The sequence below is a fragment of the Microbacterium trichothecenolyticum genome, assembly GCF_000956465.1.
GTDB classification, from domain to species: domain Bacteria; phylum Actinomycetota; class Actinomycetes; order Actinomycetales; family Microbacteriaceae; genus Microbacterium; species Microbacterium trichothecenolyticum.
The window spans coordinates 72,279-84,677 of sequence record NZ_JYJA01000034.1 but is presented as its reverse complement, the minus strand read 5'-3'; the positions used below and the strand labels follow the sequence as shown (position 1 = coordinate 84,677).

The 12,399-nt window shown below is 67.7% G+C and carries 13 protein-coding genes; 7 read left to right on the top strand and 6 right to left on the bottom strand.

The genetic code is table 11. The features are described 5' to 3' along the window. Positions 1 to 90 precede the first annotated feature (90 nt). Genes ctaC through RS82_RS09985 form a run of 4 tightly spaced genes read left to right on the top strand, consistent with a single transcriptional unit; the run spans position 91 to position 4,053 of the window. A complete protein-coding gene (gene ctaC / locus RS82_RS10000; RefSeq protein ID WP_045298931.1) occupies positions 91 to 987 on the top strand; it encodes an aa3-type cytochrome oxidase subunit II in 897 nt (298 codons plus the stop codon). Between the two features lie 2 nt (positions 988 to 989). After that, the gene (gene ctaD / locus RS82_RS09995; protein ID WP_045298929.1) at positions 990 to 2,753 is read left to right on the top strand and encodes an aa3-type cytochrome oxidase subunit I; all 1,764 of its coding nucleotides are present in this window, start codon (positions 990 to 992) and stop codon (positions 2,751 to 2,753) included. A 1-nt stretch (position 2,754) separates the two neighbouring features. Beyond that, on the top strand, positions 2,755 to 3,189 hold the full coding sequence (locus RS82_RS09990) for a cytochrome c oxidase subunit 4 (protein ID WP_045298927.1): 435 nt from the start codon (positions 2,755 to 2,757) through the stop codon (positions 3,187 to 3,189). Positions 3,190 to 3,243: 54 nt separating this feature from the next. Then, entirely contained in the window at positions 3,244 to 4,053 is an 810-nt protein-coding gene (locus tag RS82_RS09985; protein WP_211255903.1) for a PP2C family protein-serine/threonine phosphatase, read from the top strand. A gap of 9 nt (positions 4,054 to 4,062) precedes the next feature. On the opposite strand, the gene RS82_RS09980 is transcribed toward RS82_RS09985, so the two are convergent. The 5 genes from RS82_RS09980 to ctaE form a co-directional block, all read right to left on the bottom strand. Further along, positions 4,063 to 4,482: a rhodanese-like domain-containing protein gene (locus RS82_RS09980; protein ID WP_045298924.1), complete on the bottom strand. Its 420-nt coding sequence runs from the start codon at positions 4,480 to 4,482 to the stop codon at positions 4,063 to 4,065. 170 nt (positions 4,483 to 4,652) lie between these two features. Beyond that, the gene (gene qcrB, locus RS82_RS09975) at positions 4,653 to 6,464 is read right to left on the bottom strand and encodes a cytochrome bc1 complex cytochrome b subunit (protein ID WP_157005507.1); all 1,812 of its coding nucleotides are present in this window, start codon (positions 6,462 to 6,464) and stop codon (positions 4,653 to 4,655) included. A 35-nt stretch (positions 6,465 to 6,499) separates the two neighbouring features. Continuing rightward, the gene (gene qcrA, locus RS82_RS09970; RefSeq protein WP_045298920.1) at positions 6,500 to 7,579 is read right to left on the bottom strand and encodes a cytochrome bc1 complex Rieske iron-sulfur subunit; all 1,080 of its coding nucleotides are present in this window, start codon (positions 7,577 to 7,579) and stop codon (positions 6,500 to 6,502) included. A 38-nt stretch (positions 7,580 to 7,617) separates the two neighbouring features. Beyond that, entirely contained in the window at positions 7,618 to 8,421 is an 804-nt protein-coding gene (gene qcrC, locus RS82_RS09965) for a cytochrome bc1 complex diheme cytochrome c subunit (protein ID WP_045298918.1), read from the bottom strand. Positions 8,422 to 8,441: 20 nt separating this feature from the next. Then, on the bottom strand, positions 8,442 to 9,083 hold the full coding sequence (ctaE, locus tag RS82_RS09960) for an aa3-type cytochrome oxidase subunit III (protein WP_045298916.1): 642 nt from the start codon (positions 9,081 to 9,083) through the stop codon (positions 8,442 to 8,444). Positions 9,084 to 9,270: 187 nt separating this feature from the next. Between ctaE and trpD the strand changes: the two genes are divergently transcribed. The 3 genes from trpD (at position 9,271) to RS82_RS09945 (ending at position 11,940) form a co-directional block, all read left to right on the top strand. Continuing rightward, positions 9,271 to 10,332, top strand: coding sequence for an anthranilate phosphoribosyltransferase (trpD, locus tag RS82_RS09955; protein WP_045298914.1), 1,062 nt, complete (start codon positions 9,271 to 9,273; stop codon positions 10,330 to 10,332). A gap of 99 nt (positions 10,333 to 10,431) precedes the next feature. After that, positions 10,432 to 10,920, top strand: a complete 489-nt coding sequence (locus RS82_RS09950; protein ID WP_045298912.1) for a hypothetical protein — start codon at positions 10,432 to 10,434, stop codon at positions 10,918 to 10,920. A gap of 18 nt (positions 10,921 to 10,938) precedes the next feature. Then, complete coding sequence (locus RS82_RS09945; RefSeq protein WP_045298909.1) at positions 10,939 to 11,940, top strand: PHP domain-containing protein; 1,002 nt, start codon at positions 10,939 to 10,941, stop codon at positions 11,938 to 11,940. 42 nt (positions 11,941 to 11,982) lie between these two features. Here the strand turns inward: RS82_RS09945 and RS82_RS09940 are convergent, their stop codons facing one another. After that, positions 11,983 to 12,294, bottom strand: a complete 312-nt coding sequence (locus tag RS82_RS09940; RefSeq protein ID WP_045298907.1) for an SHOCT domain-containing protein — start codon at positions 12,292 to 12,294, stop codon at positions 11,983 to 11,985. Between the last annotated feature and the right edge of the window lie 105 nt (positions 12,295 to 12,399).

Below are 12,399 nucleotides of genomic sequence, written 5' to 3'. Positions count from 1 at the left end.
GACACGACCCAACCTGAGCGGATGGCCTGAATCGCCTGGGCGGTTGCCCTAGACTGACGTGAGTCCTGTTCGTGATCGGAAAGGTGCACCGTGCCTTCGAAACGCCGTATCCGCTGGGCCGTTCTCCCACTCGGGATCGCAGCGGCTGCAGTCCTCGCCGGATGCACCCCGACCGAGCTGCACGGCTTCCTCCCCGGGTTCACCGAAGACGGCCAGCCGGCCACCAACCACGTCGACATGGTCGCGGGTCTCTGGGTGAACTCGTGGATCGTGCTGCTCGTCGTCGGCGTCATCACGTGGGGCCTCATGGGATGGGCGGCGATCGCGTACCGGCGTCGCAAGGGCCAGATGGGTCTTCCCGTCCAGCTGCGCTACAACATGCCGATCGAGATCTTCTACACGATCGTCCCGCTGATCCTCGTGGTCGGCTTCTTCGCCTTCACCGCGCGCGACCAGGCGATCCTCGAGACGCAGTACGACGAGCCCGATGTGTCGATCACGGCGATCGGCAAGCAGTGGTCGTGGGACTTCCAGTACGACGGCGCCAGCGACGACGAGACCGTCTGGACGATGGGCGTCCAGGCGCAGACCGACGAGCGCGGCGACGTCATCAGCGAGCTGCCGACCCTCGTCCTTCCGGTCAACGAGTCGGTCAAGATCAAGCTGCAGTCGCGTGACGTCATCCACTCGTTCTGGATCATCGACTTCCTTTACAAGAAGGACATGTACATCGGCAGGGACAACTACTGGTCCTTCACGCCGACCCGCGAGGGCGAGTACGCCGGCAAGTGCGCCGAACTCTGCGGCGAGTACCACTCGATGATGCTGTTCAACGTCAAGGTCGTCAGCGCAGCCGAGTACGAGGACTACCTCGCCACGCTGCGCGAGGCGGGCCAGACCGGCGACATCAACGACGCCTACGACCGTCTGCAGAACGCGCCCGGCACGGGCGCTCAGGGCGAGGGATCCGAAGAGGGAGACAACTGATCATGGCGACGACGCTTCCGCTCCAGGAGACGACGCAGGGTCGCCCCACCACCCTGCCGCCGCGTCAGGCCGCACTGCTCAGCGCATCGCGCGTCGAGCAGAAGGGCAACATCATCGTCAAGTGGATCACCTCCACCGACCACAAGACGATCGGGTACCTGTACCTCATCTCCTCCGTCATCTTCTTCCTCCTGGGTGGAGTGATGGCGCTGATCATCCGTGCAGAGCTCTTCGAGCCCGGGATGCAGATCATCCCGACCAAGGAGCAGTACAACCAGCTGTTCACGATGCACGGCACGATCATGCTGCTGATGTTCGCGACGCCGCTGTTCGCGGGCTTCGCGAACGCGATCCTGCCGCTGCAGATCGGGGCGCCCGACGTCGCCTTCCCGCGTCTGAACGCCTTCGCCTTCTGGCTGTTCCTCTTCGGCTCGACGATCGCCGTCTCGGGATTCCTCACCCCCCAGGGTGCTGCCGCGTTCGGCTGGTTCGCCTATCAGCCCCTCGCGAACGCCTCGTTCTCCCCGGGGGTGGGTGGCAACCTCTGGATGCTCGGCCTCGGCATGAGCGGTTTCGGCACGATCCTCGGTGCCGTGAACTTCATCACGACGATCATCACGATGCGCGCGCCCGGCATGACCATGTGGCGCATGCCGATCTTCTCGTGGAACACGCTGATCACCAGCATCCTGGTGCTGATGGCGTTCCCGGTCCTCGCCGCCGCCATCCTCGCGGCCGCTGCCGACCGCGTCCTCGGCGCCCACATCTACGACCCGGCCAACGGCGGTGTGCTCCTCTGGCAGCACCTGTTCTGGTTCTTCGGTCACCCCGAGGTCTACATCATCGCGCTGCCGTTCTTCGGCATCGTGTCGGAGATCTTCCCGGTCTTCAGCCGCAAGCCGATCTTCGGCTACAAGACGCTCGTCTACGCGACGATTGCGATCGCCGCCCTGTCGGTGGCGGTGTGGGCTCACCACATGTACGTCACCGGCGCGGTGCTGCTGCCGTTCTTCGCCCTGATGACGATGCTGATCGCAGTTCCCACGGGCGTGAAGATCTTCAACTGGATCGGCACGCTCTGGCGAGGCTCGGTGACGTTCGAGACCCCGATGGTCTTCGCCCTCGGCTTCCTGGTGTCGTTCGTGTTCGGTGGTCTCACCGGCGTGATCCTCGCGTCGCCGCCGCTGGACTTCGCCCTGTCCGACTCCTACTTCGTCGTGGCGCACTTCCACTACGTCGTGTTCGGCACCGTCGTGTTCGCGATGTTCGCGGGCTTCTACTTCTGGTGGCCGAAGTGGACCGGGCGCATGCTCAACGAGCGTCTCGGCTACGTCCACTTCTGGATGCTGTTCATCGGCTTCCACATGACGTTCCTCATCCAGCACTGGCTCGGCGTCGACGGAATGGTGCGCCGTTACGCGGACTACTCCGAGGCCGACGGGTGGACCTGGCAGAACCAGGTGTCGACGATCGGGGCCATCATCCTCGGCGCCTCGATGATCCCGTTCCTGTTCAACGTGTGGATCACGTCGCGCAAGGCACCCAAGGTCACCGTGAACGACCCGTGGGGCTACGGCGCATCGCTCGAGTGGGCGACCTCCTGCCCGCCCCCGCGTCACAACTTCACGTCGATCCCGCGCATCCGCAGCGAGCGGCCCGCGTTCGACCTGAACCACCCCGAGGCGGGTATCCCGGTCGGCGTCGGTCCTGCGAAGGACGCCCCCGAAGCCCCGGTCTCCGACCTTGCCGATGGAGAGGTGAAGTAAGGTGCGCACGAACACCGGACTCTGGTGGCTGCTGGCGATCTTCTTCCTGGCGGTGGCCGTCGTCTACACCGGGTGGAACATCATCGCCCACCCCGACGTGCCGTGGTACCACGGCATCGAGTGGGTCGGCAGCGTCGCGCTGCTGTTCACCGCACTGATGGGCGCGCTGATCGCGTTCTACATCGGCAAGGTGCACAAGGCACAGGGCGGCGAACTCCCCGAGGACGTCCTCACCTCCGACATCGACGACGGCGACCCTGAGCTCGGCGAGTTCAGCCCGTGGTCGTGGTGGCCGATCGTCCTGGCCTTCTCGGCCGCGCTCGGCATGATCGGCCTCGCGGTCGGCGCCTGGATGATGCCCATCGGCATCGCCGTCTTCGTCGTCGCGATCGTCGGCTGGGTCTACGAGTACTACCGCGGTTATTTCGCCCGCTGATCCGGCGCTGCCGGCCCGAATGGCTCATCGCGTGACGCGCACGGGAGCCCGTCTGTGACGGGTCCCCGTGCGCTTCTGCGTGCGACTGCCTGCTCCGACATCGGCCCGCACCGCCGGACGAATCAGGATGCCGCGTTCACGGCCTCGTGGGGCGCCGCCGTGGCCGACGGCGTCGGAGGGGGACCCGCCGGCGACCTCGCCTCGGCGGCTTTGATCCACCGGTTGGCCGCGGGCCGCCTCGACGGTCTCGAGCCGGTGCAGCTCGCCGATGCGGTGCGGTCGGCCAACTGGGACCTCCGCGCCCATGTCGAGCGCGATCCGTCGCTGAGCGGCATGGCCACCACGTTCACGGGGCTCTTCGCGGCGCGTGACGGCGGGCTTCTGCTGGCCCATACCGGAGACTCCCGGGCGTACCGCCTGCGAGACGGCGAGCTCGCACAGGCGAGCAGGGACGATTCGCTCGTGCAGGCACTGGTCGACCGCGGGATCGTCTCGCTCACGGATGCCGCTTCCCACCCTCGTCGAAACATCATCACCGCCTCGCTGAGCGGCGCCGAACGTGACGCCGCCGCGGTGACCGCTCACGATGCGCGGGCCGGCGACAGGTGGCTGCTGTGCAGCGACGGCCTCACAGACTACGTCCCGGATGCCGAGATCCGCGACCTTCTTCTGGAGTTCCCGCATGCGGGAACGGCGGTCGAGGCGTGTGTGGCGGTGGCCCTCGAAGCCGGTTCCTCTGACAACGTCACCGTGGTCGTCTGCGACGTCGTCCTGTCTGCCGGCGAGGTCGGCGGCGCGCCCGCGCAGACGACGTTCTACGGGGCGGCCGCCGACCGGTTCATGGAAGGGCTGGAGTCGGCTTGAGCCGGGCGCTCAGCCTGCGACGGGCGCGCGGACGACCATCACCTGGGCGTCGAACACGCGGGGGAGTGCGCCCTCATCGTTCTCCGTCGGCTGGCCTTCGCGCACCCAGTACTCGTAGCCACCGATCATCTCCTTGACGGAGTAGCCGAGCTTGGCGAACTCGATGGCGCCCTTCGCACCCGCGTTGCAACCGGGACTCCAGCAGTAGACGACGACGGGGGTCGACCTGTCGATCTCGCGCGGTGCGCGATCGGCGATCTCGCGGTACGGCATGTGGATCGCGCCACGGATGCGTCCCTGCGCCCATGCCTCTCCGCCTCGGACGTCGACGAGGACGACCTGCTCGCCGGCCTTCTGAGCGGCGTACACGTCGGAGGAGTCTGTTTCGAGGGCGAGTTTGGCGGAGAAGTACGAGAGGGCATCGGTCATGCGTCCACGCTAAGTCAGCATCCGTGTCTCGACCGTCGGAAGCGCGGTCAGACGTCGTCTGATTCCTGCCGATCGGCGGCGCCCGCCACGTGCTCGCTGCAGCGGACGACAGATGCCCCGGCACGATCGTGGAGATCGTGCCGGGGCATCCGTCTGCGAGTGCGGCGACCCTACTGGTCGGACTCCTTCTCGCGGTTGCGCGGAGCCTTCGTGCCGGGCTCGGGCTCGGGAACGATGACGTTCGAGGGGCGCACCGGCACCTCGCCGTGCTTCCCGTCGTCGAGCGGCTTGTGCGGGGCGTCCGGGACGCCGGCACGCTCGTGAGCAGCCTGGATCTCGAGGTCTTCCTCGGCCGCGATGTGGTCGAGGTCGTGGTGCTGGTGAGCCAGCGCCGCGTCGAGCTCCGCCTGCGTGACGGGCGTGAGGCGGTCCTCGAAGAACCAGCGCGAGATGGACGCGCGGAGGTTCTCGTGCCACGGGATCTGACCCTTGGCGTTCGGACGCACCACGAGCGGCTCGTAGGTGTCGAAGTCGGCCAGCTTGAAGCGCTCGTAGTCGTCGACAGGCTGGTGCACCTCGATGTACTCGCCACCGGGGAGGCGGACGATGCGGCCCGACTCGTAGCCGTGCAGCGAGATCTCGCGGTCCTTCTTCTGCAGCGCGATGCAGATGCGCTTGGTGACGAAGTACGCGATCACCGGGCCGAGGATCAACAGCGCCTGGAGCGTGTGGATCACGCCTTCCATCGTCAGCCAGAAATGCGTGGCGATGATGTCGGAGGCGGCCGCGGCCCACAGCACCGCGTAGAACGTGACGCCGGCCGCGCCGATCGCGGTGCGGGTCGCGGAGTTGCGCGGACGCTGGGCGATGTGGTGCTCGCGCTTGTCGCCGGTGACCCACGCCTCGATGAAGGGGTAGATCAGGACGAGCACGATGAACAGGCCGAGCACGACGAGCGGCACGATGATGTTGAACGACCACGTGCGGTCGAGGAACACGATCTCCCAGCCCGGCGGAACCAGGCGCAGGGCGCCGTCCGCGAACCCGATGTACCAGTCCGGCTGGGTGCCCGCGGAGACGGGGGACGGGTCGTACGGGCCGTAGTTCCAGATCGGGTTGATCGTGAACAGCGAGGCGATGAGTACGATCACGCCGAACGTGATGAACAGGAACCCGCCCATCTTCGACATGTAGACCGGCATCATCGGGTAGCCCACGACGACGCTGTTCGTGCGGCCGGCGCCGGCGAACTGCGTGTGCTTGTTGATCACCATCAGCATGAGGTGGAGCACCAGCAAGCCGACGAGGATCGCGGGCAGCAGCAGGATGTGCAGCGTGTACAGGCGGCCGACGATCGCGTCGCCAGGGAACTGTCCGCCGAACAGCAGGAACGAGGTCCAGGTTCCGATGATCGGGATGCCCTTGACCATGCCGTCGATGATGCGGAGGCCGTTGCCCGAGAGCACGTCGTCGGGGAGCGAGTAGCCGGTGAAGCCCTCGCCCATCGCGAGGATGAACAGGATGAATCCGATCACCCAGTTGAGCTCGCGCGGCTTGCGGAACGCACCCGTGAAGAACACGCGCAGCATGTGCACGCCGATGCCGGCGACGAACACCAGCGCGGCCCAGTGGTGCATCTGCCGGACGAGGAGACCGCCGCGCAGATCGAAAGAGATCTCGAGGGTCGAAGCCATGGCGGCCGACATCTCGATGCCGCGCATCGGCAGGTAGGCGCCGTTGTAGTGCGTCTCGACCATCGACGCCTGGAAGAAGAACGTCAGGAACGTGCCCGAGAGGAGCACGACGACGAACGCCCACAGGGCGATCTCGCCCAGCATGAACGACCAGTGGTCGGGGAAGATCTTGCGGCCGAGCTCCTTGACGAAGCCGGAGAGGCTCGTGCGCTCATCGATGTAGTTCGCGGTGGCGCCGATGAAGCGGCCGCCCAGCGGACGGTCGCCGTTGCGTGAGACGGGAGCCACAGGAGCCGCAGGCTGCTCAGTGACGGTTGAGGTGCTCAATGACGCTCCCAGAAGCTCGGGCCGACGGGTTCGAGGAAGTCGCTGCGGGCCACCAGGTAGCCCTCGTCGTCGACGGTGATGGGCAGCTGCGGCAGCGGGCGCGCCGCCGGGCCGAAGATGACCTTCGCGTGGTCGGTCACGTCGAACTGCGACTGGTGGCACGGGCACAGCAGGTGGTGGGTCTGCTGCTCGTAGAGCGCGACCGGGCAGCCGACGTGTGTGCATACCTTCGAGTACGCGACGATGCCGTTGTACGACCACTCCTTGCGGTCCTCGGACTCGGTGAGCTGCTCGGGGAGCAGGCGCACCAGGAGCACGAGCGCCTTGGCCTTCTCGTCGAGGTAGCCCTCGCTGTGCGAGACATCGGCGAGTGCTTCGGGGATGACGTGCACCGCGGAGCCGAGGGTGAGGTCGGCCGCCTTGATGGGCTCGCCCGACGGGTCGTGAGCCAGGCGCATGCCCTCCTTCCACATGGTGTGCTCGAGGAGGTACACGGGGTCGCCGGCGTGCGGCTTCTCCGGCGAGTTGAACGGAGCGAGGCCGCGGAAGAGCACGACGCCGGGCACGACCGATGCCACGAGGGCGGCGATCAGCGAGTTGCGGACCATCGCACGTCGGCCGAAGCCCGACTCTGCGTCCGCGTCGGCGAAGGCCTTGATCGCGGCCTCACGCGTCGTGTCGCGGCCGCGCGTCGCGTGACGGGGCTCGACGAACTCCCTGTCGGACATGACGGCCTTCGACCAGTGGATCGCGCCCACGCCGATGGCCAGCAGCGCGAAGGCGATGCCGAGTCCGATGAAGAGGTTGTTGTTGCGGATGTCGACGATCCGCCCGCTCTCGATCGGGAAGAGCATGTAGGCGGCGATCGCCCAGATGCTGCCGGCGATCGACAGGTAGAAGAGCGTGTAGATGGCGCGGACCGCGCGCTTCATCGAAGCGGGGTCCTTGTCGGTCATCCGCTCGCGGTGCGGGGGGAGGCCAGGGTTGTGCACCGGGTCGGTGACCGCCACAGCGAGCCCGGGGGAGGGCTTCCAGGAAGCCCTCTCGTGCTCTAGCGGGTCGTCCTCGTGGGCCATGCTGCTCCTCGTCAAGTCTTACGTGTGTCGTTCGTCGATCAGTTGGACTTCGCCGTGATCCACACGGTGATGGCGATCAGCGAGCCGATGCCGAAGATCCAGATGAAGAGGCCCTCCGAGACGGGGCCGAGCGAGCCGAGCGTGAATCCGCCCGCAGACTCGTTATCCTGCAGGTACAGCAGGTAGGTGATGATGTCGCGCTTCTCTTCGGTGGTCAGCGTCATGTCGTTGAACACCGGCATGTTCTGCGGACCCGTGACCATCGCCGCGTACATGTTCAGCGGGGTAGTGGTGTGAAGGTTGGGGGCGTACTTGCCCTCCGTGAGCGCACCGCCGGCGCCGGCGACGTTGTGGCACATGGCGCAGTTGATGCGGAAGAGCTCGCCACCCTCGGACGCGCTGCCGCCGCCGTCGAGGACCTCGTCGTCGGGGTAGGTCGGGCCGGGCGCGATCGACTGGACGTAGGCGCCGATCGCGGTGATCTGCTCCTCGGTGAACTGCGCGGGCTTCTGCGGAGCCTGCGGGCCCTGCATCTGCAGCGGCATGCGCCCGGTGCTCATCTGGAAGTGCACGGCGAGCTCGCCCACGCCGTAGAGCGACGGGCCGTCCTCGGTTCCCTGCACATCCAGGCCGTGGCACGTGGCGCAGTTGGCCTGGAACAGCTTCTTGCCGTCTTCGACGGTGAGCGCGGAGTTCGTGACGGTCTCGGGAGTCGTGGCCGCCATCGCGGCGGATGCCCCGGCGTAGACGCCGCCCGTGATGAGCAGGCCGATGCCGATCAGTGCGGCTGCAGCCCAGGGGCTGCGGCGGCCTTTCGAGCGGCGCGTGGTCTGTCGTGCCATGTCGGGTTTCAGCTCCGCTCTCACTTGAGGAAGTAGATGACGAGGAAGAGGGCGATCCAGACGACGTCGACGAAGTGCCAGTAGTACGACACGACGATCGAGGACGTCATCTCTTTGCGCCCGAAGTTCTTGACGGCGTATGCGCGGCCGATGACGAGGAGGAAGGCGATGAGGCCGCCCGTCACGTGCAGAGCGTGGAAGCCGGTGGTGAGGTAGAAGGCCGACGCGTACGAGTTCGCGCTGATCGGCATGCCCTCCGTGACGAGCTGGGCGTACTCCCACACCTGGCCCGAAACGAAGATCGCGCCGAGAGCGAAGGTCAGCCAGAACCACTCGACCATGCCCCAGCCGAGCCAGCCGCGCTTCTTCGTCGAGTAGGGCTGGAAGCGCTCTGCGGCGAACACGCCCATCTGGCACGTGACCGAGGACAGCACGAGGATGATCGTGTTGACGGTCGCGTACGGGATGTTCAGCAGCTGCGTCTCCTGCGCCCACAGTTCGGGCGAGGTGTTTCGCAGGGTGAAGTAGATCGCGAAGAGGCCCGCGAAGAACATCACCTCGCTGCCGAGCCACACGATGGTTCCGACAGCGACCGGATCCGGCCGCTTGACGGACCGCATGGCCTGGGAGTAGGTCGCTGTGGAGGTCGTCACGCTCCCCATTATGGCCGATTCGAAGCCGCGATTTTCGCATCGGAGGGCATGACTTCGCCTGCTCCGGAACTTAGGGGAGCCTAAAAGGACACTGCGACTTCGCCGTGAACCCGTGGTGAAGACGCAGAATCGCCCCGCGCGGGCCGCCGTGTCACGAAACGGTTCCGATTCCCGAGCCCGGCTAGGCTTCTCGGTTATGGCGGAGCTGTACACCTGGCCGGGAATCCTCACCACGCTGCTCGAGCGGCGCGACCTCACCGTCTCGGAGTCGACGTGGGCGATGCGGCAGATCATGTCGGGCACCGCCACCCCCTCGCAACTGGCGGGATTCCTCGTCGCGCTGCGGGCCAAGGGCGAGACCGTGGACGAGATCGTCGGCTTCCGCGACGCGATCCTCGAGGCCGCGCTCCCGCTGCCCGTCGACGCGGCCGTCCTCGACATCGTGGGCACCGGCGGCGACCGCTTCGGCACCGTGAACGTGTCGACGATGTCGGCCCTCGTGGCGGCAGCATCCGGGATCCCGGTCGTCAAGCACGGCAACAAGGCGGCCAGCTCCTCATCGGGCTCGTCGGACGTGCTGGGCGCACTCGGGGTCGACCTCGCGCTGTCCCCGGACGCCGTGGCCGAGACCCTCTCCCGCGCGGGCATCACATTCGCGTTCGCGGGCGCGTTCCACCCCGGGTTCAAGAACGCCGCGGCGACGCGGAGCGAGCTCGGCGTCCCCACGGTCTTCAACTTCCTCGGCCCGCTGTGCAACCCGGCGCGTGCCGAGGCGAACGCCGTCGGCGTCGCCCATCTCGACCGGGTGCCGCTCATCACCGGCGTGTTCCGCACGCGCGGCGCGACGGCGCTGGTGTTCCGCGGCGACGACGGTCTCGACGAGCTCACGACGACCGGTCACAGCCGAGTGTGGGAAGTCAGCCGCGGCGACATCCACGAGCACGATCTGGACCCGCGCGACCTCGGCATCCCGCTCGCCGACATCGACGACCTGCTGGGCGGCGACCCGGCCCACAACGCCGACGTGGTGCGGCGGGTGCTCGGCGGCGAGGAGGGCGCGGTGCGCGACATCGTGCTGCTCAACGCGGCCGCGGGCATCGTCGCCTACCGGCTGTTCCGCGACGCCGCACAGGTGCAGCGGCCGATCCTCGAGCGCCTCGCCGAAGCAAGGGACGACGCCGCCGCCGCGATCGACAGCGGCGCAGCGACCGCCACGTTGGACCGCTGGGTCGAGACGACGCGCGCACTCGCCTCCTGAATCCGGCGCCGTGCGGGGGTTTTCTCCGGCGCGCGCTCTTCCGCCGCGCCGCGCCGCGCCGCTAGCGTGTGGCTCAACGACCGCATCCGAGGAGGACGCATGAGTGAGGAAGAGCCCCGCACCACCGACGTGATCGAGCCCCCCGAGAAGAAGGTCGGCCTGGTGAAGGCGGTCGGCATCATCGGGATCATCGGCGGCATCCTGCTGATCGTCGTCGGCATCATCGCGTGGATCGGCGTGACGACCCAGCTCACGGCCGAGAACATCACCATCCCGGACGATGCGGCAGCCTTCCAGGGCCAGCAGGTCACAGGTCCCTTCACCGCGTACGTGCAGGCCGACATCATCAACACCCATGCTCTCGAGGCGTCGGGCGGCAAGACGTACGCCGAGCTCGACCAGGACGACCCGGTGCGGGCGACCGTGATGCAGGCGTCGTTCCTGCGCGCTTCCCTCTTCACCTCGGTCGTCGCCTATGGCGTCGCGCTGTTCGCCGCCGGAATGGGCGTGCTCGCGATCCTGTTCGGCTGGGCCATCCACCGGTTGGCGAGCGTGCCGGTGGTGATCCGGCGCTCCACCGTCGCCTGATCGGCAGCCCCGCCGCACGTGAACCCCTACGACGCGCTCACCGAGATCGCCACGCTCCTCGAGCGTGAGCGCTCGTCCCGGTACAAGTCGAAGGCGTTCCGTGCGGCGGCCGACGCGATCGACGGCTTGAGCGACGCAGAGCTGCGGGACACCGCGGCTCTGCGTCGCCGCAAGGGGATCGGCGACTCCACCTTCGCCGTGATCCAGCAGGCGCTGGCAGGCGAGGTGCCGGGGTACCTCGTCGACCTGCGCGAGCGGGCGGGGGTGCAGCGCACATCGACCCTCCGGCCGCTGCTGCGGGGCGACCTGCACTCGCACAGCGACTGGTCCGACGGCCTCACCTCCATCGACCTCATGGTCGACGCGGCGAGAGCACTCGGCCACGAGTACCTCGCCCTGACCGACCACTCGCCGCGGCTGCGCGTCGCGAACGGGCTGTCGCCCGAGCGCCTGCGCTCCCAGCTCGAGGTCGTCGCGGGCATGAGCGGCGACGGATTCACGCTCCTCTCGGGCATCGAGGTCGACATCCTCGAGGACGGCACCCTCGACCAGGAACCGGACCTCCTCGCCGAACTCGGCGTCGTGGTCGCATCCGCCCACTCCAAGCTGCGCATGGAGCGCGGTCCGATGACGCGGCGCCTGGTCGCGGCGGTGTCGAGCGCCCACATCGATGTGCTCGGACACGTCACCGGCCGCCTCGTCGAGGGGTCGCGCGGAACGCGGCCGCCTTCGACCTTCGATGCGCGGGCCGTGTTCGAGGCCTGCGAGGCCCACGGCGTCGCGGTGGAGATCAACTCCCGGCCGGAGCGGCAGGACCCGCCGGACGACCTGATGGCACTGGCGCTGGAGATCGGATGCCTCTTCTCGATCGATTCGGACGCCCATGCGCCCGGCCAGCTCTCGCTGCTGGACTACGGCGCCGAGCGTGCCGAGCGCATCGGCGTGCCGCCCGAGCGCATCGTCACGACGTGGCCGCTGGACAAGCTGCGCGCGTGGACCGGACGCGACCGCGGCGCCTGAGTCCGTTGTGACGGATCCAGCGCGACAGTCGCGCCCGGGCGCTCACTGGGCCGCGTTCGCGCGGAGCACTTCGAGGCGAGCGCGGTACTCGGTCTCGTCGATGTCGCCCTTTGCGAAACGCTCGGCGAGCGTCGTCTCGGCCTGACGGGCGGGGTTGCGGCCGTACGGACCGTATCCGTTCTCCGCGGCTGAGCGCCGCCAGCGGCGGCCGAAGACTGCGAAGAGGATCGCGAACAGGGCGATCCAGAACAGCGGGATCAGAAGGAACCACCAGCCGAACCCCCACGGGGCGGCGAAGTGGGTGGCCACGATCCCTGAGCCGGCATCGAGCACGGTGGCGAGTGCAATGGACATGCGGATTCCTCTCTCGGAGCCGGCCCCGCCGGGGAGGGCGACCGGATGCCTCGAGTCAACGCGGGTGGCGGCATCCGTGAATCCGACCGTCGGAGCGATCTCGAC